This window comes from Phenylobacterium kunshanense, assembly GCF_003254525.1.
In the GTDB taxonomy this organism is placed as follows: domain Bacteria; phylum Pseudomonadota; class Alphaproteobacteria; order Caulobacterales; family Caulobacteraceae; genus Phenylobacterium; species Phenylobacterium kunshanense.
This window is the reverse complement of sequence record NZ_QFYS01000001.1, coordinates 773,436-798,065: the sequence shown is the minus strand read 5'-3', so window position 1 is coordinate 798,065 and position 24,630 is coordinate 773,436. Positions and strand designations below refer to the sequence as shown.

At 68.6% G+C, this 24,630-nt stretch carries 25 protein-coding genes and 1 tRNA gene; 16 read left to right on the top strand and 10 right to left on the bottom strand.

Translation table 11 applies throughout. The features are described 5' to 3' along the window. Window positions 1-39: 39 nt before the first annotated feature. Entirely contained in the window at window positions 40-777 is a 738-nt protein-coding gene (locus DJ019_RS04065) for an ATP12 family chaperone protein (protein ID WP_111274674.1), read from the top strand. 12 nt (window positions 778-789) lie between these two features. On the opposite strand, the gene DJ019_RS04060 is transcribed toward DJ019_RS04065, so the two are convergent. Further along, window positions 790-1,956, bottom strand: a complete 1,167-nt coding sequence (locus DJ019_RS04060) for a hypothetical protein (protein WP_133255242.1) — start codon at window positions 1,954-1,956, stop codon at window positions 790-792. A 185-nt stretch (window positions 1,957-2,141) separates the two neighbouring features. Here DJ019_RS04060 and DJ019_RS04055 point away from each other — a divergent pair, with 185 nt between their 5' ends. The 3 genes from DJ019_RS04055 to DJ019_RS04045 all read left to right on the top strand — a co-directional run bounded on the left by DJ019_RS04055 (window position 2,142) and on the right by DJ019_RS04045 (window position 5,546). Further along, window positions 2,142-3,674 carry an acyl-CoA carboxylase subunit beta gene (locus tag DJ019_RS04055; RefSeq protein WP_111274672.1) on the top strand — a complete coding sequence of 511 codons (1,533 nt, stop codon included), beginning with the start codon at window positions 2,142-2,144 and terminating at the stop codon, window positions 3,672-3,674. Window positions 3,675-3,758: 84 nt separating this feature from the next. Further along, window positions 3,759-4,874 (top strand): BON domain-containing protein, encoded by a 1,116-nt coding sequence (locus DJ019_RS04050; RefSeq protein ID WP_240606358.1) that lies wholly within the window; start codon window positions 3,759-3,761, stop codon window positions 4,872-4,874. Between the two features lie 153 nt (window positions 4,875-5,027). After that, window positions 5,028-5,546: a two pore domain potassium channel family protein gene (locus tag DJ019_RS04045; RefSeq protein ID WP_205854077.1), complete on the top strand. Its 519-nt coding sequence runs from the start codon at window positions 5,028-5,030 to the stop codon at window positions 5,544-5,546. Here the strand turns inward: DJ019_RS04045 and msrB are convergent. After that, window positions 5,536-6,024 carry a peptide-methionine (R)-S-oxide reductase MsrB gene (msrB, locus tag DJ019_RS04040; RefSeq protein ID WP_111274671.1) on the bottom strand — a complete coding sequence of 163 codons (489 nt, stop codon included), beginning with the start codon at window positions 6,022-6,024 and terminating at the stop codon, window positions 5,536-5,538. The genes DJ019_RS04045 and msrB overlap by 11 nt on opposite strands. Before the next feature lie 104 nt (window positions 6,025-6,128). Here msrB and DJ019_RS04035 point away from each other — a divergent pair, with 104 nt between their 5' ends. Continuing rightward, window positions 6,129-8,102 carry an acetyl-CoA carboxylase biotin carboxylase subunit gene (locus DJ019_RS04035; protein ID WP_111274670.1) on the top strand — a complete coding sequence of 658 codons (1,974 nt, stop codon included), beginning with the start codon at window positions 6,129-6,131 and terminating at the stop codon, window positions 8,100-8,102. 23 nt (window positions 8,103-8,125) lie between these two features. Next, window positions 8,126-8,530 carry a DUF805 domain-containing protein gene (locus DJ019_RS04030; protein ID WP_111274669.1) on the top strand — a complete coding sequence of 135 codons (405 nt, stop codon included), beginning with the start codon at window positions 8,126-8,128 and terminating at the stop codon, window positions 8,528-8,530. Here DJ019_RS04030 and lipB read toward each other — a convergent pair. Beyond that, on the bottom strand, window positions 8,527-9,249 hold the full coding sequence (gene lipB, locus DJ019_RS04025) for a lipoyl(octanoyl) transferase LipB (RefSeq protein WP_111274774.1): 723 nt from the start codon (window positions 9,247-9,249) through the stop codon (window positions 8,527-8,529). The two genes, DJ019_RS04030 and lipB, sit on opposite strands and share 4 nt — an antisense overlap. A 12-nt stretch (window positions 9,250-9,261) precedes the next feature. Between lipB and DJ019_RS04020 the strand changes: the two genes are divergently transcribed. From DJ019_RS04020 to DJ019_RS03985, 8 genes are all read left to right on the top strand, one after another. Then, window positions 9,262-9,579 (top strand): FliM/FliN family flagellar motor switch protein, encoded by a 318-nt coding sequence (locus DJ019_RS04020; protein ID WP_420849832.1) that lies wholly within the window; start codon window positions 9,262-9,264, stop codon window positions 9,577-9,579. A 75-nt stretch (window positions 9,580-9,654) separates the two neighbouring features. After that, window positions 9,655-9,739 (top strand) — tRNA-Leu (locus DJ019_RS04015). Window positions 9,740-9,924: 185 nt separating this feature from the next. Further along, complete coding sequence (gene mgtE, locus DJ019_RS04010; protein WP_111274667.1) at window positions 9,925-11,340, top strand: magnesium transporter; 1,416 nt, start codon at window positions 9,925-9,927, stop codon at window positions 11,338-11,340. Window positions 11,341-11,410: 70 nt separating this feature from the next. Further along, on the top strand, window positions 11,411-12,757 hold the full coding sequence (locus tag DJ019_RS04005) for a lysozyme (protein WP_165843890.1): 1,347 nt from the start codon (window positions 11,411-11,413) through the stop codon (window positions 12,755-12,757). A gap of 44 nt (window positions 12,758-12,801) precedes the next feature. Next, a complete protein-coding gene (locus tag DJ019_RS04000) occupies window positions 12,802-13,965 on the top strand; it encodes an isovaleryl-CoA dehydrogenase (protein WP_111274665.1) in 1,164 nt (387 codons plus the stop codon). Next, window positions 13,965-14,363, top strand: a complete 399-nt coding sequence (locus DJ019_RS03995) for a DUF3574 domain-containing protein (RefSeq protein WP_111274664.1) — start codon at window positions 13,965-13,967, stop codon at window positions 14,361-14,363. The genes DJ019_RS04000 and DJ019_RS03995 overlap by 1 nt, the downstream gene beginning before the upstream one ends. Window positions 14,364-14,433: 70 nt before the next feature. Next, window positions 14,434-14,871 carry an HIT family protein gene (locus DJ019_RS03990; RefSeq protein ID WP_111274663.1) on the top strand — a complete coding sequence of 146 codons (438 nt, stop codon included), beginning with the start codon at window positions 14,434-14,436 and terminating at the stop codon, window positions 14,869-14,871. 76 nt (window positions 14,872-14,947) lie between these two features. Further along, window positions 14,948-15,877, top strand: coding sequence for a phytanoyl-CoA dioxygenase family protein (locus tag DJ019_RS03985; RefSeq protein WP_240606357.1), 930 nt, complete (start codon window positions 14,948-14,950; stop codon window positions 15,875-15,877). Between the two features lie 67 nt (window positions 15,878-15,944). On the opposite strand, the gene clpA is transcribed toward DJ019_RS03985, so the two are convergent. From clpA to DJ019_RS03960, 5 genes are all read right to left on the bottom strand, one after another. Beyond that, on the bottom strand, window positions 15,945-18,260 hold the full coding sequence (gene clpA / locus DJ019_RS03980; protein ID WP_111274662.1) for an ATP-dependent Clp protease ATP-binding subunit ClpA: 2,316 nt from the start codon (window positions 18,258-18,260) through the stop codon (window positions 15,945-15,947). 5 nt (window positions 18,261-18,265) lie between these two features. Continuing rightward, window positions 18,266-18,595, bottom strand: a complete 330-nt coding sequence (gene clpS / locus DJ019_RS03975; protein WP_111274661.1) for an ATP-dependent Clp protease adapter ClpS — start codon at window positions 18,593-18,595, stop codon at window positions 18,266-18,268. 250 nt (window positions 18,596-18,845) lie between these two features. After that, on the bottom strand, window positions 18,846-20,117 hold the full coding sequence (locus tag DJ019_RS03970) for a DNA polymerase IV (RefSeq protein WP_111274660.1): 1,272 nt from the start codon (window positions 20,115-20,117) through the stop codon (window positions 18,846-18,848). Beyond that, a complete protein-coding gene (locus DJ019_RS03965; protein WP_111274659.1) occupies window positions 20,114-20,980 on the bottom strand; it encodes an ROK family protein in 867 nt (288 codons plus the stop codon). Before DJ019_RS03965 ends, DJ019_RS03970 begins: the two co-directional genes overlap by 4 nt. A 34-nt stretch (window positions 20,981-21,014) precedes the next feature. Continuing rightward, window positions 21,015-21,671 carry an HAD family hydrolase gene (locus DJ019_RS03960; protein WP_240606356.1) on the bottom strand — a complete coding sequence of 219 codons (657 nt, stop codon included), beginning with the start codon at window positions 21,669-21,671 and terminating at the stop codon, window positions 21,015-21,017. 108 nt (window positions 21,672-21,779) lie between these two features. Between DJ019_RS03960 and divK the strand changes: the two genes are divergently transcribed. After that, complete coding sequence (gene divK, locus DJ019_RS03955) at window positions 21,780-22,145, top strand: cell-cycle response regulator DivK (RefSeq protein ID WP_111274658.1); 366 nt, start codon at window positions 21,780-21,782, stop codon at window positions 22,143-22,145. A gap of 2 nt (window positions 22,146-22,147) precedes the next feature. Beyond that, a complete protein-coding gene (locus DJ019_RS03950; RefSeq protein WP_111274657.1) occupies window positions 22,148-23,512 on the top strand; it encodes a PleD family two-component system response regulator in 1,365 nt (454 codons plus the stop codon). A gap of 70 nt (window positions 23,513-23,582) precedes the next feature. Here DJ019_RS03950 and rpmG read toward each other — a convergent pair whose 3' ends face one another. Both rpmG and DJ019_RS03940 read right to left on the bottom strand, forming a co-directional pair. Further along, entirely contained in the window at window positions 23,583-23,750 is a 168-nt protein-coding gene (gene rpmG, locus DJ019_RS03945) for a 50S ribosomal protein L33 (protein WP_111274656.1), read from the bottom strand. 119 nt (window positions 23,751-23,869) lie between these two features. Further along, on the bottom strand, window positions 23,870-24,583 hold the full coding sequence (locus DJ019_RS03940) for an NUDIX hydrolase (RefSeq protein ID WP_111274655.1): 714 nt from the start codon (window positions 24,581-24,583) through the stop codon (window positions 23,870-23,872). Window positions 24,584-24,630: the final 47 nt, after the last annotated feature.

Sequence of the window (24,630 nt, the reverse complement as noted above, 5' to 3'; positions counted from 1 at the left end):
CAGGCCGCGAGCCGCAGAGCATCGCCGGGAGAAACGACGTTGAGTTTCCGCAAGGGCTTCCATGAGCCGGCCGAGAAGCCGAGGCGCTTCTACAAGGCCGTCACCGTCGGCGAGGCGGACGGGGGAGGGTTTTCCATCCTGCTCGACGGCCGCACTCTGCGCACGCCCAAGGCCCAGCGGCTGGCCCTGCCGACCCGGGCCGCGGCGGAGCAGGTCGCCGAGGAATGGGACGCCCAGGAAAAGACCATCGAGATGGCCGGGATGCACGCGACGCGCCTGGCGAACACTGCGATCGAGACCATCGCCGCCGCGCGGGAAGGCGTCGCGGACCAGATCGCCCAGTACGCCGGCTCGGACCTGATCTGCTACTTCGCGGACGACCCGGCGGCGCTCGTGGCCCGCCAGGAGGCGAGTTGGGGGCCGCTGCTGGCCCGGGCGGCGGCCGACGAGGGACTGCGGTTCGAGCGCTGCGTGGGGATCGTCCACCGTGAACAGCCGGCGGAAACCCTGGCGCGGGTGCGCGAGATCGCGCTGGAACTCGACGACTTCAACCTGGCCGGTCTCGCCTTCGGGACGTCGCTGTTCGGCTCCGCGGTCCTCGGCATCGGACTGCACCGTGGCTGGCTGAACGGCGCGGACGCCTATGACCTGTCGCGTGTGGACGAGGCATTCCAGGAAGAGAAGTGGGGCGTCGACGCCGAGGCGGCCGAGCGCGCCGAACGCCTGCGCGGCGAGGCCCGCATGCTGGAACGCTGGTTCCGGGCGCTGCAGGCCTGACCGACCGCCGGGTCATCGAACGAGCGCGGCCAGGCGCTCCACGTCGAGGGCCTCCCAGATTGCCCGCCGCGACGGCTCCGACCCGCTGTCGGCCTGCAGCGGCGTGACCAGCGTCAGAAGCTGCAGGTCGCCGGGACGGCCCACATCGAAATAGGCCGGGTTGAACTCGACCACCTGCTGGCCCGAGGGGCAGGCGCCCGACAGGTCGAGCGTCTCCACGTAGCCGGCCAACTTGAGGCAGGCGGGGAGGTTCGAGCCGCGCACCTCCGCTGCCGCCCGCCGCCAGTAGTCGAGCTGCGGGTCGCGGGGGCGGCCGCGGGCGTCGGCCTCGGCCTGGAGCCTCAGCCTGTCGCGTAGCGTCTGCTCGGCCAGCTCCAGCCCCTGGGCGTTGGCCGCGCGGATCTCCGCGAGCTGCTGGGGCGTCAGGCTGGCCGCCACGTCCTTCAGGGACGCCTCCATCTCGGCCGCCCGACGAGGCCGCTCCTCGCGGCGCCAGCGCTCGATGTCGGCCTCGGTGATGCGATCCTCCGATCCGGCCTGGGCGGCGGTCTCGACCGCTGGCTGGCGGAGGCGTTCGGTCACGTAGCGCTCCGCGCTCACCGGAACCAACAGCGGCGCGTCGGGGCGGGTGAGGGCGACCACAAGGCGCTGGTTCCGCTTCAGGACAAGGCGGCCGGATCGTTCCACGTCGGGCGTCAGCACGAACCAGTGCCGGCCGTCGCGGCCCTCCGCGTCGGCCACGAGGGCGTCGTTGCGGCCGGCGATGTCCGAGGTCCTGTTCAGGCCGATCATGACGAGGCCGTTGTTGGTCTTGATGCAGCGGCCGTTCAGGTACTGCAGCGGCCGCATCACCCCGACCTCGCCGCCCAGCACCCTGGCGTCCGGCGCCCCCGACACCTCGATCCAGGACTGGAGCTGATGGCAGAGTCCGGACGGCGGCCGGTTCACCTCCGGCATGGCGTCGAGTTGGCCAAGCAACCGATCTACGTGGCCGCGGAAGGTCTGGACCGCCGGTGGGGCATAGCCGACCACCCGGGTCTTGGGATCAATCAGCTTCACATACCGGCCGCCGTCGCCCGTCGCGACATAGGTGCGAGCGTCCTGCGCAAAGCCGGCAGCCGGCAGGCTTGCGGCGAGACCTAGCGCTGCGACGGCGAGCATCCTGGCTTTCGTGAACACTTCCCGCTCCCGAACGAATCCGGCCTGGGCGCTATCACGAGCCCGCTCCAGCGGGGCGGCGGGACGACGAATGCGGCCGGTGGCAAGACCAGACCGGACGCGAGGGGCTCTCCCGGCGTGAACTTGCCTACGAACCCAGGCGGCTCTACGGCTTCCGCTTCGTTTCGACGTTAGGGCCTGCGCGCGTGAAGCACATCCTGGAAGAACTCGAGAAGCGCCGCGAAGAGGCGCGTCTGGGCGGGGGCGAGAAGCGCATCGCCAGTCAGCACGCCAAGGGCAAGCTGACGGCCCGCGAACGGATCGACCTGTTGCTGGACGAGGGCTCGTTCGAGGAATTCGACATGTTCGTCGAACATCGCGTCAGCGAGTTCGGCATGGACAAGCAGCGCATCCCCGGCGATGGCGTCGTCACCGGCTGGGGCCGCATCAACGGCCGCGTCGTCTTCGTGTTCTCCAAGGATTTCACGGTCTTCGGCGGCTCGCTTTCGAGCGCCCACGCCGAGAAGATCCTGAAGGTCCAGCGCCAGGCGTTAAAGGTCGGCGCGCCGGTCATCGGCCTGTTCGACGCCGGCGGCGCGCGTATCCAGGAGGGCGTCGCCGCCCTCGGCGGCTACGCCGACATCTTCCTCGAGAACACCCTGGCCTCGGGGGTGATTCCCCAGATCAGCGTGATCATGGGCCCCTGCGCCGGAGGCGACGTCTACTCGCCGGCGATCACGGACTTCATCTTCATGGTGAAGGACACCTCCTACATGTACGTGACCGGCCCGGACGTGGTGAAGACGGTCACTCACGAGGACGTCAGCCACGAGGACCTCGGCGGCTATCGCGTCCACGCCATGAAGTCCGGCGTCGCCGACGGAGCCTTCGAGAACGATCTGGAGGCCCTGACCCAGGTCCGCCGGCTGATCGACTTCCTGCCGCTGAACAACCGCGAGAAGCCGCCGGTCCGCGAGAGCTACGACGATCCCAAGCGGGTCGAGATGAGCCTCGACACCCTGGTCCCCGCGAACCCGAACAAGCCCTACGACATGAAGGAGCTGATCCTGAAGGTCGTGGACGAGGCCGACTTCTTCGAGGTCAGTCCTGACTTCGCCAAGAACATCGTCGTGGGCTTCGCCCGCATCGACGGACAGCCGGTGGGCATCGTCGCCAACCAGCCGCAGACCCTGGCCGGGGTGCTCGACATCGACTCCAGCCGCAAGGGCGCCCGCTTCGTGCGCTTCTGCGACGCCTTCGAGATCCCCCTCGTCACCTTCGTGGACGTGCCGGGCTTCATGCCGGGCACCAAGCAGGAGCAGGGCGGCTTGATCCGCCACGGCGCCAAGCTCCTGTTCGCCTATGCCGAGGCCACGGTGCCGAAGATCACGGTGATCACCCGCAAGGCCTACGGCGGCGCCTACGACGTGATGAGCTCCAAGCACATCCGGGGCGACGTGAACTATGCCTGGCCCAGCGCGGAGATCGCGGTGATGGGCTCCAAGGGCGCCGTGGAGATCATCTTCCGCAGCGAGATCGGCGACCCTGAGGCGATCGCGGCGCGCGAGGCCGAGTACAAGGCCCGCTTCGCCAATCCTTTCGTGGCCGCCTCACGCGGTTACATCGACGACGTGATCATGCCGCACTCCACCCGCCGGCGGATCTCCAACGCCCTGAAGAACCTGAAGGGCAAGCAACTCACCAACCCCTGGAAGAAGCACGACAACATCCCGCTCTGACGTCGGAACCAGCGCCGCCGCCCTTTGTTCTGCCGCTGAGGCGGGTCCGTCCCGCCATCAGCACAAGAACGAAGGAGAACGGACATGGCGGGTCGTTGGAGCGACGAATGGCGCGACCGGGACTGGCGGGCCGAGAACGACTGGCGGGACGACGAGCGCCAGCGGTGGTCGGGGTCCGAGGAACGGTCGTTCGGGCGCGAGGACCGGGTGTTCGGCGAGCGCGACACCGGGGTCGGCTATAACCGTCCGCAGTCGGAATTCACCCGGGGCCGCTACGGCGCCGCGCGGCCGGATGACGACTGGTTGGCTGGCGGGGCGGACCATGGCCCGCGGCGGCATGGGCCCCAGTCCGGTCGGGGCGACTGGCAGGATCGCGACTATGGCGGAGTCTCTCCCGCCATGCGCCGTGGCGACTACGACACGGGCTACAGGTCGAATTCCCGCTTCGAGGACCGGGACTATGGCCAAGCCGAGCGGGATTATCGCTCGATGTCCCGCAGCTACGGCGAAGGCCGCCGCTTCGGCACGCGCGAGGCCGACCAGCGGTGGTCCCGCGAGATGCGCCGACCCGTCTCGGGCGGCACAGGCGGCTACGACTACGACGAGCGTGGCTACGGCGACGGCGGCCGGTTCACCCGTGAGCGGGACTTCGAGGACCGCGCCCGGGACGCCGGCGACTTCTTCCGCCGCACGGGCGAGCGGGTGAAGAGCTGGTTCGAGGGCGCGACGCGGGACGACGACGATCGCGGCTACTATGAGGCGCGCGGCCATCGTGGGATGGGTCCCAAGGGCTACAAGCGTTCGGACGAGCGTATCAGCGACGACGCACACCAGCGCCTGACGGACGACTCCTGGCTCGACGCCTCGAATATCAATGTGTCGGTGTCGGGCGGCGAGATCACCCTGTCGGGCACGGTCGAGAACCGCGAGGCCAAGCATCGGGCCGAACGGATCGTGGAGGACATCTCGGGCGTGAACCACGTCCAGAACAACCTGCGTATCCAGCAGGGCAGCTACTTCACGAGCGCCGGCCGGGGCTTCGGCGACAGCGTCCAGGACGCCCAGATGCGCCGCAGCGACCCTCTGAAGGAGGTGACCGACGGCGAGGCCGACAAGCCCCAGATGCTGCACCAGGCGGGCGGCAATGGGACCATGTCCACCGACGATAGCGCTACGCGGTCCACGACCCGGCGGACCTGACACCGCCACCATCGACGCTCAGGCGTACTGCAGGCCCGCGCGCCGCCCGGCGTCGCGGGCCTCTTGCGGCGACGAGGCGCCTCGTGCTGGCTGACTTGCCGTGCTCAAGCTGTTCCGGATGAATCGCGCTGACCGCGACCTCGGGGACTAATTTTGCTCGGCAATCTTCCTCATGAGCTGGCCATCGCTACCGGCCTCGTCGCGGGCACGGTGGTGATCCACCTGATCGGCCTCGAAGGACTGATGCGGCTGACCGACCTGTACCTGCGCCGATTTCTAAGCGCCTGGGTGCACGTCGATCGGTTGCTGGTCCCGCTTGGGATCGTGCTGGGCCTGTTCGTCGTGCATGGAGCAGAGATCTGGCTTTACGCCCTGTTCTTCCTGGGCATGGGCATCCTCCCGGATCTGGAAGCGGCGCTCTACTTCTCCACCAGCGCCTATTCGACCCTTGGCGAGGCGGGCGCGTTCCTGCCCGACGAATGGCGTGTCCTTGGCGTCCTGGAGGGCATCAACGGCATGTTGCTGCTGGGCTGGTCGACGGCCTTCCTGTTCCAGGTGCTCGGTCACCTCATGGAGTCCGAGGGGGACCACCCGCTGCCGAAGGGCGCCATCGCGCGCTCATCCGCGCGCGCACCCCGTCGCAAATCGGCCCGCGTGAAACCTAAGAGCTGACGGGATGGGCGTTGTCGCCGCGGCCCAGCGGGTCGGGCAGGGGCACGCCGTTCCCGACGAACTGCAGCGAGACCGAGTTGATGCAGTACCGCAGGCCCGTCGGCGGCGGGCCGTCGGGGAACACGTGGCCCTGGTGGCTGTCACAACGGGCGCAGCGGGTCTCGATCCGGATCATGCCGTAGGACGTGTCCCGCACCGCTTTCACATGGGCCTCGTCGATCGGCGCCCAGAACGAGGGCCAGCCGGTGCCGCTCTCGAACTTGGTGCGATGCTGGAACAGCGGCAGGCCGCACAGGCGGCAGCAATAGACCCCGCTGTCCTTCTGATCGAGCAGCCCGCCGCAGAACGGCGCCTCAGTCCCATGATGCAGCAGGACCTCGGCCTCCTCGCGCGTCAGCGCGCCCTCCAGCCGCTTGCGTTCCTCAGGGTCAGGCGGCGAGAGAGAGAAACCGGAGGGGGAGACCGCTGGCGTGCTCATGGCCGCCAATCTAAGGTCGCCGACCTCCGGGCGGAAGGCGCGATACCATGCAAAGTGCGCGTGGCGCGTCCCGCTGTATTGGAGACGGAAGCTCAAGGGCCCGCATGTTCTCGAAGATCCTGATCGCCAACCGTGGCGAGATCGCCGTCCGCATCATCAAGACCTGCCGCCGCCTGGGCATCAAGACGGTGGTCGTTTACTCCGAGGCCGACGCTGATTCGATGGCTGTGGAGATGGCCGACGAGGCCGTGTTCATCGGCGGCGCGCCTGCGTCCGAGAGCTATCTCGTCGCGGACAAGATCGTCGACGCCGTGCGCCAGACCGGCGCAGAGGCGGTCCACCCGGGCTTCGGCTTCCTGTCGGAAAACGCCGGCTTCGCGCGGCGCCTGGCCGCCGAGGGCATCGTCTTCATCGGCCCGAATCCTAAGGCCATCGAGGCCATGGGCGACAAGATCGAGTCCAAGAAGTTCGCCGCCAGGGCGGGCGTCTCGACCGTGCCCGGCCACGTAGGCGAAATCGACGACACCGCCCACGCCATCAAGATCGCCGAGGAGATCGGCTATCCGGTGATGATCAAGGCCTCCGCCGGCGGCGGTGGCAAGGGCATCCGGGTGGCCTGGACGCGCAAGGACGTGGAGGAGGGCTTCCCCGCCGTCCGCGCCGAAGCCAAGTCCAGCTTCGGCGACGACCGGATCTTCATCGAGAAGTTCATCGAGAGCCCGCGCCACGTCGAGATCCAGGTGCTGGGCGACAAGCACGGCAATGTCGTCCACCTGTTCGAGCGCGAGTGCTCGATCCAGCGCCGGAACCAGAAGGTCATCGAGGAAGCCCCCAGCCCGCTGCTGGACGAGAAGACCCGCAAGGCCATGGGCGAGCAGGCCGTCGCCCTGGCCCAGGCCGTGGGCTACGACAGCGCCGGCACCGTGGAGTTCGTGGCCGGGCAGGACCGCAGCTTCTTCTTCCTGGAGATGAACACCCGCCTGCAGGTCGAGCATCCGGTCACCGAACTGATCACCGGCGTCGACCTCGTCGAGCAGATGATCCGCGTGGCCGCGGGCGAGCCGCTGGCGTTCGGCCAGAAGGACCTGAAGATCAACGGCTGGGCGATGGAAAGCCGGATCTACGCCGAGGATCCGTACCGCGGGTTCCTGCCGTCGATCGGCCGCCTGGTCCGCTATTCGCCGCCCGAGGAGGGGGCCGTCGGGGCCGCCGTCGTCCGCAACGACGCGGGCGTGCGGGAAGGCGACGAGATCTCGATGTTCTACGACCCCATGATCTCCAAGCTGTCCACATGGGGTAAGTCCCGGGACGCGGCGATCGACGCCATGGGACGGGCGCTCGAGGACTTCCACATCGAGGGTCTTGGCCACAACATCCCGTTCCTGGCCGCCGTTATGGACCAGCCGCGGTTCCGGTCGGGCAAGATCTCGACCAACTACATCAAGGACGAGTTCCCCGAGGGCTTCCAGGGATTGCCGCCGACCGAGGCCCAGCTCGACCTCATGGGCGCGGTGGCCCTGGCCATGCACCGGGTTCTGACTCGCCGTGCCGCGCCTGACCTGCTGCGCGACGACTGGGTCGTGGTGGCGGGCCACAACCAGCGCGCCGTCCGGGTCACCGCCAGCAACGGCGACTTCACCGTCGAGGGCGACGGCCGCACGGGCCGTCTGGAGAACGTGGACTGGCGTCCGGGCCAGCCGGTGTTCCGCGGGCGCTACGACGGCGTCGACTTCAGCGTGACGGTCAAGCCGGCGGCCGAGGGCTTCATCATCCGCCACCGCGCCACGACGCTGCACGTGCTCGTGCTCACGCCGCGGTCAGCCGAGTTGCACCAGAAGCTGCCGCCGAAGAAGGCCGCCGACACCTCCAAGATGGTGCTGTCGCCGATGCCGGGCCTCGTGGTCTCCATCGACGTGGCCCAGGGCCAGGAGGTGAAGACCGGCGAGATCGTGGCGGTGCTCGAGGCCATGAAGATGCAGAACATCCTGCGGGCCGAGCGGGACGGGGTGATCAAGACCGTCAACGTGAAGTCCGGCGACAGCGTCGCGGCCGACGAGGTTCTGGTAGAGTTCGCCTGAGAGACTCACCGGCCGGAGGCCGCATGAACCAGATGGGCTTCGCCGAACTCTTCCTGTCGGCTGGGGGGAGGGCGCCGCGCCTGCCGTCGTTGCTGGCCGCGGCGGTGCTCCTGTTTCTGGCGGCCCTCTACGAGGCCACGGTCACGCCGACGCTGCACTGGATCACCGGCTGGCTCGTCTATCCGGCGCTGTTCTACCCAGGCGCCTGCGTCCTCTCGAAGCGGCTGCATGATCGCGGCCGTTCGGGCTGGTGGGCCGCGCTGATCCTGGTGTCCATCGTCGCCGTATGGCCTCACCCGGCCGGCTTCCTGGACTTCCTGTTCTTCCTGGTCCTGGTCTGGGCGGCTGTGGAACTGGCCGTCATGCCGGGCGAGCAGGGCGCCAATCGATATGGCCTCAATCCGGTGGGCCCCCTGCCGGCCAGCTAGACCGGTGGCCGGGCGTCCTCGACCGGGCCGAATATACGGCTGAAGCTGGATCTCAGGGCGGCGTCGGCGTCGTCCATCGTCACCGGCAGTCCAAGGTCCACCAGACTGGTCACGCCGTGCGCCGTGATCCCGCAGGGGACGATGCCGCTGAAATGCGAGAGGTCGGGCTCCACGTTCAGGGAAATGCCGTGGAACGAGACCCATCGGCGCAGCTTCACGCCGATGGCCGCGATCTTGTCCTCGCGCGCAGGCGCTCCCGGCGCGCGGCGCTCGACCCAGACGCCGACCCGGCCCTCGCGAATCTCGCCCCTCACATTAAAGGCGTCGAGCGCGTCGATGACCCACGCCTCCAGCGCGCTGACGAAGGCGCGCACGTCCCGCCGGCGCTTCGTGAGGTCCAGCATGACGTAGGCCACCCGCTGGCCCGGCCCGTGATAGGTGAACTGGCCCCCGCGCCCGCTTTCGAACACGGGGAACCGATTTGGCTCCAGCAGGTCGTCCGACCTGGCCGAGACGCCCGCGGTGTAGAGGGGCGGATGCTCCAGCAGCCAGACCAGTTCGCCGGCCGTCCCGTCGGCGATGGCGGCGGCGCGGGCCTCCATGGCCGCCACGGCTTCGGGATAGCCCACCGGCGCGCGGCTGACCGCCCAGGCGGCCGGAACGCCGTCGGTGCGGCCGAACAGCGCTTCGGCGTCCGGATTTAACCCCTGGTCAAGCATGTCGGCCCAAATGTGGGGCTCGGGCGTGCGTCGCGCAAAGCCCCCGTTTCGTTCGTAGCCCATCCGAGGTCGTTCTTCGTGAGCCAGGTCAAGGCGGTCAATGTGGAAATCCAGGTGGTGCTCGGCCGCGCCAACCTGCCGATGGCCCAGTTGCTGCGGATGGGCCGCGGCGCGGTGATTCCCCTCGACACCACGGTGAACGAGGAGGTCTGGATCCTCGCGAACAACCACCCCGTCGCCCGGGGCGAAATCCAGATCAACGACGAGCGCATCGCCATCCTGGTGACGCGCGAGGCCAACGTTTACGACTACATGGCCGGCGCGGCCTGAGCCGAATGTGAAAAGCGCGAAACGCCGCGCTTCACAAACCTGATCGGGTTTGCTACCTGCCGCGCCTCACCACGAGCGGTCGTGGCGGAATTGGTAGACGCGCAGCGTTGAGGTCGCTGTGGGGCAACCCGTGGAAGTTCGAGTCTTCTCGACCGCACCATCCTGCATCGCCCTCCGGGCTTCGCAGGACCTTGGTAGAAAGTGATGAAGCGAAGGAGGACGCGCTGCGAAGCCTTTGGCTGAACAGGGCGTCTCGCCGTTTGCAGTCCCTCGACCGCATCAGTGAATCAGGCGCCTAACCGGGTTAGCAGCAGAGCCGTCCGCACATAGTCCAGGGAGGTCCGCATGAGCCGCGAAACGGACGACCTCGCTGACGTCGCGGACATCGAGGAAGACCTCGAAGACCTCGCGCTCGAAGACGACTACGCCCTGAACCCCGAATTCGTCTCGGATGTCGCCGACGCGCTCGACCGGGGCGACGCCGAGCGGCTGCGCGAGTTGCTGAGCGCCCTGCACCCCGCCGACGTGGCCGACCTGATGGGCTTCCTGTCGGCCGATGCGCGCGAGGAGCTGGTTCCGCACCTCGATCCCGAGACCTTGGCCGAGATCCTGTCCGAACTGGACAGCGAGATCCGCGAGGAGGTGCTGGAACACGTCCCGTCCGCGACTCTGGCCAAGGCCATCGGCGAGATGGAATCGGACGACGCCGCCGACGTCGTCGACGACCTGGAGGCCGACAAGCGGGCCGAGGTCATGGCGGCCATGCCCGAGACCGAGCGGGCCGCCATCGAGACCTCCCTGGCTTATGAGGACGAGACCGCCGGCCGCCTGATGCAGCGCGAGGTGGTGGCCGCGCCGCAGTTCTGGACCGTCGGTCAGGCCATCGACCATTTCCGTCGGGACGCCGGCGACCTGCCCGAGCTGTTCTTCGACATCTATGTGGTCGATCCTGCCTACAAGCCGGTTGGCGCCGTGCCCGTCAGCCTGCTGCTGCGGTCGGGCCGGCAGGTTCCGCTGGCCCAGATCATGGAGCCGGTGAACGAGATCGCCGTCGATCTCGACCAGGAAGAGGTCGCCTACATCTTCGACAAGTACCACCTGATCTCGGCTCCGGTGGTCGACTCCGCCGGCCGGCTGGTGGGGCAGATCACCGTCGACGACATCGTCGGCGTCGTCCAGGAGGAGGGCGAGGAGGACATCCTGGCGCTCGCGGGTGTGTCTGATGCGGGGCGCGACGCCAGCGTCATGGGGATCGTCCGCTCGCGGCTGCCGTGGCTGCTCATCAACACCCTGACCGCCGCCCTGGCTGCGAGTGTCATCGGCGCCTTCGAGGGCGAGATCCAGAAGCTCGCCATCCTGGCGGCCCTGATGCCCGTCGTGGCCTCCCTGGGCGGCAACGCCGGCACCCAGACCCTGGCGGTCGCCGTCCGCGCCCTGGCCAGTCGCGAGCTCTCGGCCTTCAACGCCGTGCGGACGGTCAGCCGCGAGATGGTGGTCGGATTGATGAACGGTGCGGCCCTGGCCCTGCTGACGGGCGGGGCGATCTACCTGATGTTCCACGACCTGCGGCTGACGCTGGCGTTCGGCCTGGCGCTGATGATCAACCTGTTCGTGGCCGCGGCGGCCGGCGCCGTCATCCCGCTGGCCCTCGACCGGATGGGACGCGACCCCGCGGTGTCCTCGTCGGTCTTCGTCACCTTCGTCACCGACTTCACGGGCTTTTTCGCCTTCCTGGGACTCGCGGCAATAATCCTGCTGTAAGTGGCGTCAGGCTTGCGCTGGACGTCCCCAGGCGCCTGCCGCCTGTGCCGATTTGGGACGAATGGGAGCCATGCTCTCGCGCTACCGCGTCTCCCGGGCGGCCATCGAGCTGATCAAACGGTTCGAGGGCTACCGCCGAAAAGCCGCCCAGCTGCCCGATGGCCGCTGGACGATCGGCTATGGGCACACCCTGACAGCCCGCGAAGGCGCCGAGGTCTCGGAGGCCGACGCCGAGGCCCTGCTGGTCTATGACCTCATCGCCGTGCAGCACGCGGTCAACGAGAGCGTGCTGGCGCCCGTCAGCCAGAACCAGTTCGACGCCCTCTGCAGCTTCGCTTTCAATATCGGCCTCGACAACTTCCGACGCAGCCAGGTGCTGAAGCGGCTCAACGCCGGCTCCACCGTCCAGGCCGCCTGCGCCATGGAGCTGTGGCGCAAGGCCGATTTCGAGGGCGAGCGGATCGTGGTGGACGCCCTGGTCCGCCGACGCGCCGCGGAAAAGGCCCTGTTCCTGACGCCGGCGGGCGACGCCTGGGTGCCGGCGCCGTCGCCGCTCCTGCGCCCCGTCATCGATCTCGACGCCCTGGACCTGGTGCCGATGCGCCGCCCGGTGGGTCTGGAGACCTCGTTCGAAGGCGACAAGGTCGAGGTGCGCCGGGAGGACTTCCTGCCCGACGAGCCGGCCGAGCCTGCGCCGCCGCCGGCGGCGGCGGTTACCGTGGCGGCGGAGGCCGTGACGGGTCGCCTCGAGCGCATCTTCGCCGAGCCGGGTGAGGAGCCCGAGCCGGCGCCCGAGCCTGAGCTGGACCTCGAGGAGGTACTGCGGCCCCAGGCCGATTTCGCACCCCCGATCACGACCGCCTTCGATGGAGTCGAACCCGAGGCGGAGGGCGAGCCCACCGCCGCGCCCGTGTCCCCTGAAGCGGAGCCTGAGCTCGCGGTCGCCCTGCCGCCTGAAGCGGAGCCCGTCGTCGTCGAGGCGGAGCCTGCTGCCGCCGAGGCGGAGCCCGAGCCGGAACCCCAACCCGAGCCGGTGGTCGCTTACGTCGATCCTCTGATCGCCGTGGACACGGAGCTCGAGATTCCCCGCGCTCCCGTCGAGGATGAGGCCCCGGAGCCGCCCAGCGCCGACGCCCTGGCCGAGGCCCAGCCCTATGAGTTCATCCCCGCCCGCACCCGACCGGCGCCGAAGCCGAAGGAGCCCTCGGTAGTCTGGGATCTGCTCCTGTCGCTCCTCGGGCTGGCGTTCTTCGGGTTTGGGGTGTTCTGGGGGCTTAGCGCCGGGGGCGCGCCGACGGGCGGCCCCATCACCCCGACCATGGTGGCGTGGCCTGCGGGGCTGGCCGGGGTCGGTTTCTTCGTCGTGGCGGTGTACCGCCTGCTCCAGCGCCTGGGCCGGGAGGCCGAGCAGGACTGATCCGGCCCTTCGCGGGCGCCGCGCCGCCGTGCTAACCACCGCGCATGATCCCGAACACCGGACCCAACCTCGAATTCGGCCTTGGCGAGTCGGCGGACATGATCCGCGATACGACCGCAAAGTTCGCCGCCGACCAGATCGCCCCGCTCGCCGCGGAGATCGACCGGACCAACGAATTTCCCCGCCAGCTCTGGCCCCGTATGGGCGAGCTTGGCCTGCACGGCGTCACCGTCGAGGAGGAGTTCGGCGGCCTTGGCCTCGGCTACCTCGAGCACGTCGTGGCCATGGAGGAGGTGAGCCGCGCTTCCGCCTCCGTCGGACTCAGCTACGGCGCCCACTCGAACCTCTGCGTGAACCAGATCCGCCGCTGGGGGACCGAGGAGCAGAAGCGGCGCTACCTGTCGAAGCTGATCAGCGGTGAGCACGTCGGCTCGCTGGCCATGAGCGAGGCCGGCAGTGGTTCCGACGTCGTCTCCATGCGGCTGAAGGCGGAGAAGAAAGGCGACCGCTACGTCCTGAACGGCACGAAGTTCTGGATCACCAACGCGCCGCACGCCGACACCCTGGTGGTCTACGCCAAGACCGCGCCCGAGGCGCACCAGCGCGGCATCACTGCCTTCCTGATCGAGAAGGACTTCAAGGGTTTCCGCGTCTCCCAGAAGCTCGACAAGATGGGCATGCGCGGCTCCGACACCGGCGAGCTGGTGTTCGAGGACTGCGAGGTTCCCGCCGAAAACATCCTCGGCCCGGAGAATGGTGGCGTGGGCGTGCTGATGAGCGGGCTGGACTATGAGCGCGCCGTGCTGTCTGGCGGGCCGCTGGGCATCATGCAGGCCTGCCTGGACGTCGTCCTGCCGTACGTGCGCGAGCGCAAGCAGTTCGGCCAGCCGATCGGCTCGTTCCAGCTCATGCAGGGCAAGGTGGCCGACATGTATGTCGCACTGAACTCGGCCCGGGCCTATGTCTATGCTGTCGCCAAGGCCTGCGACGCGGGCCTGACCACCCGGTTCGACGCGGCGGGGGCGATCCTGATGGCGAGCGAGAATGCGGTGAAGGTGGCCCTGGAGGCGATCCAGGCCCTGGGCGGCGCGGGCTACACCCGCGAGTATCCGGTGGAACGCTTCCTGCGCGACGCCAAGCTCTACGACATCGGCGCCGGCACCAACGAGATCCGCCGCTTCCTCATCGGTCGCGAGCTGATCGGCTGATGATCCGGATCGGAGCGACCATCCTGGGCGCCCTGGCGCTCGCGGGCTGCGCCACGACGCCGAAGGCTGGCGTCTGCCCGCCCGGTCAGACCCAGATCCGGACCGCCCAGCTGTTCCTGACCGCGTCCAGGCAGCTCTCCGACGAGGAGGTCCGCCGGTTCGTGGATCAGGAGGTCACCCCGCGCTTCCCGAAGGGCGTGACGGTGCTGGACAGCGGCCCACCGGTGGTCGGCGGCGACGCGGTGATCGTTCCGGGCTCGCCGAAGGTGCTGATGATCGTGCTGCCCAGGAAGGGCGACAGCTATGCGCGGATCGAAGCCGTCCGCGCGGCCTATCGGGCGAAGTTCGGACACGGCTCGGTGGTCGTCCTGCCCCCCGCCGCCTGCGTCGCCCACTGAGACGGCCCGCAGGCGTTCCGCCCCTGGCTGCGATTTGCTACCGGTGCCGCAACGACCCACGGAGTGCGCCATGAGCCTGGACGGGACCTACGACGACGGCAACATCTTCGCGAAGATCCTGCGGGGCGAGATGCCGGCCGCGCGTGTCTTCGAGGACGAGCACGTCTACGCCTTCATGGACGTGTTCCCGCAGTCGCGCGGCCACACCCTGGTGATCCCGAAGCACTCGGTCGCGCGCAACCTGCTGGAGGAGGAGCCCGAGCGGCTCTCGATCCTGATCCTCGGCGTCCAGCGCGTGGCGAAGGCCGTGCGGGCGGCGCTGAGCCCGGATGGGATCGTGGTCACCCAGTTCAACGGCGCGCCGGCCGGCCAAACGATCTACCACCTGCATTTCCACATCATTCCCCGGTGGGACGGCGTGGCGCTGGGACGTCATGCGGAAGGCGGCATGGCGGACATGGGCGAGCTGAAGGAGCTCGCGGGCCTGATCGCCGCGAAGATCGCCTAGACTTCGCGCCAAAGGCGTATTCGAGTAAGGATACAGCTTTAGCGGAATCGGGGCCGCGGACGAGTTGAGGTTTTGAGTGTCCAGCGTCCTGGGTTCCCGATGGCGGCGGCAGCCGGATGTGCCGTGGTTCGAGTCCGATGATCTCGAGGCCTATCTGGCGGCGTCGCGGTTCGACGCGGCGACGGAGACGTTCGTCCGCGATCTGGCGCGGGATGGCGTCGCGGCGATAGACCTTGGCCCCGAGGCGCTGGCGCTCTGCGATCAGGTCGTCGCGGATACCGAGGACTATTTCGCCGAGGGAGCCGGCCGCGTTCAGGACGCCTGGTATCGCAGCGCGGCCGTGCGCCGTCTCGCGGACTGGCCCGAGGTAAGACGGCTGCTTAGGGCCGCTTATGGCCGTGATCCCTTTCCCTTCCAGACCCTGAACTTCCGGCAAGGCAGCCAGCAGCACATCCACTCCGACGCCATCCACTTCCACAGCGCGCCCGAGCGGTTCATGTGCGGGGTCTGGATCGCCCTCGAGGATGTGCAGCCGGAGGCGGGTCCGCTGGTCTACCACCCTGGCAGCCACCGCCTGCCTGTCCTGACCATGCGGGGAGCAGGCGTGACTCACGATCAGCCCACCCATGTCGACTATGAGCGCAGCTACGTCCCCCGCTTCGCCGCTGGGATCGCCGCGGCGGACCTGCCGGTGGTCCAGGCGACGATCCGCAAGGGATCGGCCCTGGTCTGGGCCGCGAACCTAGCGCATGGCGGATCGCCGATCCGCAAACCTGGCGCTACCCGCCGCAGCCTGGTGACCCACCACTACTTCGAACGCTGCGTGTACTACACGCCGATGCATTCGGACGTGGAGGCCGGTCGGCTGCACCTGCGGCTGCCGCCGAACATCCGGACTGGCTGGTGGGCCTGGCCGCGGCGGGGCCGCTGGCCGGTGAAGGTGGGGCGCGATGTCGTCATGGCGGCGATCCAGCGGGACCTCCGGCGCCGGCCGCAGGCCTTCTGAGCGCGCGATCCAAGAAAAAGGGCCCCCGGCTGAACCGGAGGCCCCTTGTCTGCTCTGAGCGAACCGGTCAGTCGACCGGCTCGGCCTCCTCGGCGGGGTTCTCCACCACAGGGGCGCCGGGTTCGCGCTCCTCGCCCTCGATCTCGAAGGCCAGCTTGCCGTCCTTGAGCACCACGCGGACGTGGCCGCCCTTGGCCAGCTTGCCGAAGAGGATCTCGTCGGCCAGCGGCTTCTTGATGTTCTCCTGGATGACCCGGGCCAGGGGCCGGGCGCCGTAGAGCTCGTCGAAGCCGTTCTTGGCCAGCCAGTCGGCGGCCTCGTCCGATGTCTCGATGGTGACGTGCCGGTCCGCGAGCTGGGCTTCCAGCTGCATGACGAACTTCTGCACCACCTGGCGAATGATCTCGGGCGTCAGCGGGCGGAACTGCACGATGGCGTCCAGGCGGTTCCGGAACTCTGGCGTGAACAGGCGCTTCAGGGCCTCGTCCACCTCGTCGTCCTGCTTGCCGCGGCCGAAGCCGATGGCGTTGCGCTGGGCGTCCGACGCCCCCGCGTTCGAGGTCATGATCAGGACCACGTTGCGGAAGTCGATCTTCTTGCCGTTCGAGTCGGTCAGCTGCCCGTGGTCCATGACCTGCAGCAGGATGTTGAAGACGTCCGGGTGCGCCTTCTCGATCTCGTCCAGTAGGACCACCGCGTGCGGATGCTGGTCCACCGCGTCGGTCAGCAGGCCGCCCTGGTCGAAGCCCACATAGCCGGGGGGCGCGCCGATCAGGCGGCTGACCGTATGGCGCTCCATGTACTCCGACATGTCGAACCGCAGCAGCTCGATGCCGAGGGTCGAGGCGAGCTGTCGCGCCGTCTCGGTCTTGCCGGTGCCGGTGGGGCCCGAGAACAGGTAGCAGCCGATCGGCTTGTTCGCGTCCCGCAGGCCCGCCCGCGCCATCTTCATGGCCGCAGACAGCGACTCGATCGCGGCGTCCTGACCGTAGACCGCGCGCTTCAGGTCGCTTTCCAGCTGCTTCAGCGCCTCGGTGTCGGACTTGGAGACCGACTTCGGCGGGATGCGGGCGATCTTGGCGACGACGGCCTCGATCTCCTTCAGGCCGATGGTCTTCTTCCGCTTGCCCTCGGGCAGCAGCATCTGCGAGGCGCCGGCCTCGTCGATGATGTCGATCGCCTTGTCCGGCAGCTTGCGGTCGGTGATGTACTTGGCCGACAGCTCCACCGCCGCCTTGATGGCGTCGTTCGTGTAGCGGAGCTTGTGGAACTCCTCGTAGTAGGTCTTCAGCCCCTTGAGGATCTTGATCGTGTCCTCGATCGTGGGCTCGTTGACGTCGATCTTCTGGAAGCGCCGGACGAGGGCCCGGTCCTTCTCGAAGTGCTGGCGGAATTCCTTGTAGGTGGTCGAACCCATGCAGCGCAGGGTGCCCGACGCCAGGGCCGGCTTCAGCAGGTTGGAGGCGTCCATGGCCCCGCCCGACGTGGCGCCGGCGCCGATCACCGTGTGGATCTCGTCGATGAAGAGCACCGCGTCCGGGTGGTTCTCCAATTCCTTGACCACCTGCTTCACGCGCTCCTCGAAGTCGCCGCGATAGCGGGTGCCCGCCAGCAGCGCGCCCATGTCGAGCGAGAAGATGGTGGAGCCGGCCAGGACCTCCGGCACCTGCTTGTTGACGATCTTGCGCGCCAGGCCTTCCGCGATCGCGGTCTTGCCGACGCCGGGGTCGCCGACGAGCAGGGGGTTGTTCTTGGTGCGGCGGCACAGGATCTGGATGCAGCGCTCCACTTCCTGCAGCCGGCCGATCAGCGGATCGACCTTGCCCTGCTTGGCCTTCTCGTTGAGGTTCACGCAGTAGGCTTCGAGCGCCTCGCCGCCGGTCTTCACCTGCGGCTTCTCTTCTTCCTCGGCGCCCTTGACGGGCTTGGCCTCGGAGGCGCCGGCCTTCTTGGCGATGCCGTGAGCGATGTAGTTCACCGCGTCGTACCGCGTCATGTCCTGCTCCTGCAGGAAGTAGGCGGCGTGGCTCTCGCGTTCGGAGAAGATGGCCACCAGCACATTGGCGCCGGTCACCTCCTCGCGACCCGAGGACTGCACGTGGATCACCGCGCGCTGGATCACGCGCTGGAAGCCGGCGGTCGGTTTCGCGTCTTCCCCGTCGTCGACGACAAGGGAGCGGAGCTCATTGTCCACGTAGTTGGTGAGGGTCGTACGCAGCGCGCCCAGTTCGACGTCGCACGCGCGCATCACACCGGCGGCGTCCTCGTCGTCTATGAGGCTGAGCAGCAGGTGCTCCAGCGTCGCGTATTCATGTTTGCGCTGGTTCGCGTAGGCGACCGCGCGGTGCAGGGATTCTTCGAGCTGGCGAGAAAATGAAGGCAAGCGCCTTAGTCCTTCTCCATGGTGCACTGCAGCGGGTGCTGATGCCGCCGCGCCGTATCAACGACCTGGGCCACTTTTGTTTCCGCCACTTCGTACGTGTAGACTCCGCAGACGCCCACGCCATGTTGATGGACATGGAGCATTATGCGAGTCGCATCTTCGCGCGACTTATTGAAGAATTGCTCAAGTACGTAGACGACGAATTCCATAGGCGTGTAGTCGTCGTTGAGCAGAAGTACGCGGTACATCGACGGCTTCTGCGTCTTCGGCTTGGTCTGCGTGACCACTGCCGAGCGAACGCCGGTGTCAGCACCGTCTTCCTTCCGTTCGCTCATGTGCCGGTCTCCTGGCGTCGCCGTGATCTCAACCTGTCCAGGGATTAGATATGGAAGATAGCGTCTTTTGGAAGGGTTGAATCGTCACGGCCCACAGGCGTTGTACCCTTTGGCGATTACCGTAGGGCTAAGACGCCGCTAACCATGACCTGCCCAATCGGCGGGCGGCCCCGCGGCCGATTGTCCAGCTTGAGGGCGCCCGCTCCCTGTAGCGCAGGCGGTGGAGGGCCGACTCGGCCGGGTGAGGAGCCTAGTCGTCGTCCCGGGCAGGCGGGCGGCGAAGCATGCGACCCGAGGTCACAGCACCGGCGCCGAACTTCTCGCGGATCGCGTCCATGGAGCGTTCGCTGGCCAGGGCCTTGCGCTCCTCCTCGGCGAAGAAGTCCGAGGTGGCTTCCTGGCCTTCGACCAGGTCGGCGATCCCGATCCCAATCAGTCGCCAGGGCCGACCGGTCGCCTCCCTGGCCAGCAGCTCGCGGCCGACCCTGAAGAGCGTGTGGGCGGTCTGGGTGGCGACGGGCAGGGTCCGGCGGCGCGTCACGATCCGGAAGTCGGTGGTCCGCAGCTTCAGGGTCACGACCCGGCCGGCCACGCCGCCTGAGCGCGCCTGGCGGGCCACCCGGTCGCAGAGCGGCGCCAGTCGATCCTCCAGGTCCTCCAGTCGGGACAGGTCGTCGTTGAAGGTGGTCTCGCAGCTTATGCCCTTGCGGGCCTCGTTGGGGTTCACGGACCGCGTGTCGCGCCCGTGGGCCAGGTCGTAGAGCCGCAGGCCGTGCGCGCCCCAGCGTTCGGCCAGCCACTTGCGGTCCGCGCGGGCGATGTCGCCCACGGTGCGGAAGCCGGCCTTCTCCAGGCTGGCGACCATCGCCGGCCCGACGCCGGGCAGGATTTTCACCGGCTGCGGCGCCAGGAAGGTCTGCGCCTCGTGGCCGATGACAGAGAAGCCGCGCGGCTTGTCGAGGTCGGAGGCGATCTTGGCCAGGAACTTGTTTGGGGCGAGGCCGATGGAGACGGTGAGCCCGGTTTCGGCCTCGATCCGCGCCTGCAGGCGCGCGAGCGTCACCGCCGGCGGGGCGCCGTGCAGCCGCTGGGTGCCGGACAGGTCCATCCACGCCTCGTCCAGGCTGAGGTTCTGGACCAGGGGCGTCAGTTCGGCCGCCATGCCGAGGATGCGCTTGGACTCCGTCCGGTACTTGGTGAAGTCGGGCTTGATGACCACCGCCTCGGGGCAGGCCTTCAGCGCCTTGAACATCGGCATGGCCGACCTGACGCCGGAGATGCGGGCGATGTAGCAGCAGGTGGTGACGACGCCCCGCTTGCCGCCGCCCACGATCACCGGCCGGTCGCGCAGCTCTGGCCGGTCGCGCTTCTCGACGCTGGCGTAGAAGGCGTCGCAGTCCATGTGGGCGATGGCGAGGTCGCCCAGCTCCTCGTGCGCCACGATGCGCGGCGAGCCGCAGACCGGGCAGCGCCGCACGGGCTCGCCGCCGGACCAGAAGCAGTCGCGGCAGAGCGCCTTCATTCCAGCGGCCACAGCCAGGCGGCGCCGCGCACGCCTGAGGAATCGCCGTGCAGCGCCGGGCGGATCGGCGTCTCGAAGACGTCCGAGAACACGTGCGGCGTGATGGCCGCCGGAAGGGTCTCGTACAGGCGCGCGATGTTGGACATGCCGCCGCCCAGGACGATCACGTCCGGGTCCAGGATGTCGACGATCACCGCGAGGCCCCGCGCCAGCCGGTCGGCGTAGAGATCCAGCGCCGCGTGGTCCGCCGCCGCCACCGCGCCCTCGGCCGAACGTCCGGCCTCGCGGGCGAACCCTGTGCCCGACAGCCAGAGCTCCAGGCAGTTCACCCGGCCGCACCAGCAGCGCACGCCGGGCAGTTCGGCGTCGCGCGGCCAGGGCAGGGGCGTGTGGCCCCATTCGCCGGCGATCAGGTTCCGCCCCTCCACCAGCCGGCCGTCCACGGCGATCCCGCCGCCACAGCCGGTGCCGATGATGACGGCGAAGACCGCCCGCGCGCCCGTGGCCGCCCCGTCGGTGGCTTCGGACAGGGCGAGGCAGTTGGCGTCGTTGGCATAGCGCACCGGCCGCTCCAGCACCCGCTCCAGGTCGGCCGGAAAGGGGCGGTCGTTCAGGACGGTGGAGTTGGAATTGCGCATCAGGCCCGTGGCCGGCGAGGGCGATCCCGGCCCGCCGACGCCGATGCGGGCCGCCCACACGCCCGCCTGGCGCTCGGCCTCGGCGACGATCTCGCGCGTCGCCTCCAGGCGATCCTCATAGGCGGGCGGGGTCGGGCCGCGCACGCGGGCGACGAACCGGCCGTCCGGGTCCAGCGCCGCCGCCTCGATCTTGGTGCCGCCGAAATCCACGCCGATCCGGATCATGGCGCCGACCTATACCTGATTTGTTCCGGACGCCTCAGCGGCGGACGGCCGCCTCGATGGCCTCGCCGAGTTCGGTCCAATCGTCGATGCGCGGATGACGCTCGGACCGGGGCGCGTGAGGCCGCAGCCGCAGGTCGGCCACATGCTGGAAGGTCGCGGTGTCGGGCGCATGCTCGGCCACCGAATCGAGGTTCGGCAGGAGGTCGTCCACGAAGGCGGTGGGATGGACCGTCTGGGCCACCAGGCCCGCGGCGATCGGCCCCTTCGGGCCGGAATTCAGCACCAGCGGATGCTCCAGCCCGTGCTTGCGCAGCCAATCGGTCCTCAACCGCTCGGCGTCGGCGGGGGCGTTGGAGAGGATCAGGATCTCGGCGGTCCTGGCGAGCTTGTTCAGCGCCGCGATCGCGCCCGGCGCGGGCTCGAGGTTGTGGCAATGACCGGCGAAGAACTCGTCGAACAGCTTCTTGCCCTCGATCAGGTCCAGGTGCTCGGCGGCGCCGGGGCGGTAGATGTTCTGGAACAGGGCGAACCGGTCGATTCGCATCTCCAGGCCGCGATTGGCCAGGAAGTCGCCGAACCCCTGCATGAACAGGCCCAGCACCTCGTCCACGTCCACCAGCACCAGGGGCCGGTCACGGGAAAGGCCCAGCCCTTCGAGGGCTGGGGCGGCGATGTTCGACGGCTGAACCACGCGGTCTCCAGATGGGATAACGAAGTTTAAGGATATCGCAGCCGATAAGCAGCGGAAGGGTGGGGAGGGCCGAGCACCGGCCGCGCCCCGAGGAGTGTCGGGTCCTGAATGGCGAAGAAGGTCCTCATCGTCGAGGATAACGAGCTGAACATGAAGCTCTTTCATGATCTGCTCGAAGCCCAGGGTTACGAAACCCTCGAGACCCGCGAGGGGCTCGCCGCGCTGTCGTTGGCGCGCGAGCACAAGCCGGACCTGATCCTGATGGACATCCAGCTGCCCGAGATCTCGGGCCTGGAAGTCACCAAGTGGCTGAAGGAAGACGACGATCTGGCCCACATCCCGGTGGTCGCCGTGACCGCCTTCGCCATGAAGGGCGACGAGGAGCGGATCCGCGAGGGCGGCTGCGAGGCCTATATCTCCAAGCCCATCTCGGTGACGCACTTCCTCGAAACGATCCGCCGGCTGCTGAACTAGCCATGTCCGCGCGCATCCTCGTCGTCGACGACATCGAATCGAATGTGCGCCTGCTCGAGGCCAAGCTCTCGGCCGAGTACTACGAGGTGCTGACGGCTTCCGACGGCCCGACGGCCCTCGCGATGGCCGCCGCCGAACGCCCGGACATCGTGCTGCTCGACGTGATGATGCCTGGCATGGACGGCTTCCAGGTGTGCCGCCGGCTCAAGGACGATCCCGAGACGCGCCACATCCCCGTGGTGCTCGTCACCGCCCTGGACGGCCGCGCCGATCGCGTGGCGGGCCTGGAGGCGGGCGCCGACGACTTCCTGACCAAGCCCATCGACGACGTCATGCTGTTCGCCCGCGTGCGCAGCCTGACGCGCCTGAAGTCCGTCATCGACGAACTGCGCGACCGCGAGGCTTCCGGCCGCCGCATGGGCGTCATCGCCGGCGCGGCGTCGCGCCTCGGCGGCTCGGGCGGCCGGGTGCTGATCGTCGACGACAACCTGCGCCAGGCCGAGCGGGTCGCCAGCGAGCTGGCGGTCGAGCACCGGCCGGTGGTCGAGAGCGAGCCCTACAAGGCGGTGCTCACCGCCCGCGGTCCGGTGGACCTCGCGATCGTCAACGCCAACGCCAAGGCCTTCGACGGCCTGCGCTTCGCCGCCCAGCTCCGCTCGGACGAGGCCACGCGCAACATACCGATCCTCGCCGTCGTCGATGTCGACGAGCGGCCCAAGACGGTCAAGGCGCTGGAGATCGGGGTGAACGACATCCTGGCTCGGCCCATCGATCCGGGCGAACTGGCCGCGCGCGTGCGCACCCAGATCCGCCGCAAGCGTTACACTGACTATCTGCGCTCGAATCTCGACCACTCGCTGGAGCTGGCGGTCACCGACCAGCTCACCGGACTGCACAATCGCCGCTACATGGCTGGCCAGCTCGAGGCGCTGATGCGCCGGGCGTGTCAGGGCGGCGAGCCGGTCTCGCTGATGGTCATCGACATCGACCACTTCAAGAAGGTCAACGACAGCTTCGGCCACGACGTGGGCGACGAGGTGCTGGCCGAGTTCGCCGTGCGCCTGGCCTCCAACGTCCGCGCCATCGATCTGCCGGTCCGCCACGGCGGCGAGGAATTCGTGGTGGTCATGCCCGACACCGAGCTGGAGGACGCCCGCCGCATCGCCGAGCGCATCCGCCTGCACGTGGCCGGCGCGCCGTTCCGCGTCATGGGCGGGCAGGAGCTGCTGTCGGTAACCATTTCGGTCGGCTGCGCCACCAGCATGGGCGCTGGCGACAGCGCCACGGCCCTTCTCAAGCGCGCCGACGAGGCCGTCTACGAAGCCAAGTCCGGCGGCCGCAACCGGGTCATCGCCCGCGCGGCCTAATCTCCAGAATCAAAAACGCCCGGCGGTGAGGCCGAGCGTCTTCGCAAAAGTCAGCGGCGGGAACGCCTGCTTACTTGATCTTGCCTTCGCGGAATTCGACGTGCTTGCGCACCACCGGGTCGTACTTCTTCAGCACGAGCTTTTCGGTCTTGGTGCGGGCGTTCTTCTTGGCCACGTAGAAGTAGCCGGTGTCGGCCGTCGAGTTCAGGCGGATCTTGATGGAGGCGGGCTTCGCCATGGCTCGAATCCTGGAAACAAATTGGCGGGGCCAAACGGATACGCACCGCTGGCGGGTGTTAGGAGGCGCGGAAAATACGAATCCGCGCCGCGAAGTCAATGGGGCCTATGGCTAAAGGCTCAGAGCTGGGTCGGCCGCATGCCCTGTTCGCGGTCCTTGTAGCGCAGGAAAGGCTTCGGTCGGCTGGGGTCGTCCATCCGGAGGGCCGCTTCCTTGATCATCATCCGGGTGACCGCGGGCAGGGGCAGGCCCATGGCCTCGTCGAAGTCGACCCAGGCGATCTCCTCCAGCTCGCCGCAGTCGGCCTGGCGGTCGAGGCTGGTGAGCCGCTCGGCGTCGGCCATCAGGAACCAGGTGTCGAATCGCTTGGCCACCGCCGGCGGGGTGATCGCGCGGGCGATCACGTCCAGCGCCTCGAGGTCGGGCAGGAAGCCCTGGGCCGCGAAGTCCTTCCACGGGCCGGTCGCGCGCGCCTCGCCCGGCTTGGCCAGCATCAGGCCGGCTTCCTCCCAGGTCTCGCGGATCGCCGCCAGCGCCAGCGCGCGGCCGCGGCCCACCGGCAGGTGCCTGTCGAACAGCCCGCCCACTTCGGGGCGCAGGTCGGTGGCGTAGGGCGCGCGATAGTCCGCGCGGTCGATCCGGCCGCCGGGGAAGACCCAGCGATCGGGCATGAAGCTGTGGCCGCCGTGTCGCTTGCCCATCAGCACGCGGGGCTTGGCCGCGTCCCGGCGGATGATCATCACCGTGGCGGCGTTCTTGGGGCGCACGGCGCGCTGGCCGGGGACGCGGGGCGGTCCCTCGGGCTTGTGGACGATGGGTGGCTCGGTCGACATGAAACAATTGTATGGGGGCTCGCCCCCGCGAGGGAAGGGCGCCGTGG

Coding starts and splice junctions, on each gene's coding strand:
- DJ019_RS04000 (WP_111274665.1), top strand. CDS start 12,802: ATGATCCCGAACACCGGACCCAACCTCGAATTCGGCCTTGGCGAGTCG.
- DJ019_RS03940 (WP_111274655.1), bottom strand. CDS start 24,583: ATGTCGACCGAGCCACCCATCGTCCACAAGCCCGAGGGACCGCCCCGC.
- DJ019_RS03995 (WP_111274664.1), top strand. CDS start 13,965: ATGATCCGGATCGGAGCGACCATCCTGGGCGCCCTGGCGCTCGCGGGC.
- msrB (WP_111274671.1), bottom strand. CDS start 6,024: ATGAGCACGCCAGCGGTCTCCCCCTCCGGTTTCTCTCTCTCGCCGCCT.
- mgtE (WP_111274667.1), top strand. CDS start 9,925: ATGAGCCGCGAAACGGACGACCTCGCTGACGTCGCGGACATCGAGGAA.
- DJ019_RS03965 (WP_111274659.1), bottom strand. CDS start 20,980: ATGATCCGGATCGGCGTGGATTTCGGCGGCACCAAGATCGAGGCGGCG.
- divK (WP_111274658.1), top strand. CDS start 21,780: ATGGCGAAGAAGGTCCTCATCGTCGAGGATAACGAGCTGAACATGAAG.
- DJ019_RS03950 (WP_111274657.1), top strand. CDS start 22,148: ATGTCCGCGCGCATCCTCGTCGTCGACGACATCGAATCGAATGTGCGC.
- DJ019_RS04030 (WP_111274669.1), top strand. CDS start 8,126: ATGAACCAGATGGGCTTCGCCGAACTCTTCCTGTCGGCTGGGGGGAGG.
- clpS (WP_111274661.1), bottom strand. CDS start 18,595: ATGAGCGAACGGAAGGAAGACGGTGCTGACACCGGCGTTCGCTCGGCA.
- DJ019_RS04050 (WP_240606358.1), top strand. CDS start 3,759: ATGGCGGGTCGTTGGAGCGACGAATGGCGCGACCGGGACTGGCGGGCC.
- lipB (WP_111274774.1), bottom strand. CDS start 9,249: ATGCTTGACCAGGGGTTAAATCCGGACGCCGAAGCGCTGTTCGGCCGC.
- DJ019_RS04035 (WP_111274670.1), top strand. CDS start 6,129: ATGTTCTCGAAGATCCTGATCGCCAACCGTGGCGAGATCGCCGTCCGC.
- DJ019_RS04005 (WP_165843890.1), top strand. CDS start 11,411: ATGCTCTCGCGCTACCGCGTCTCCCGGGCGGCCATCGAGCTGATCAAA.
- DJ019_RS03970 (WP_111274660.1), bottom strand. CDS start 20,117: ATGAAGGCGCTCTGCCGCGACTGCTTCTGGTCCGGCGGCGAGCCCGTG.
- DJ019_RS03990 (WP_111274663.1), top strand. CDS start 14,434: ATGAGCCTGGACGGGACCTACGACGACGGCAACATCTTCGCGAAGATC.
- rpmG (WP_111274656.1), bottom strand. CDS start 23,750: ATGGCGAAGCCCGCCTCCATCAAGATCCGCCTGAACTCGACGGCCGAC.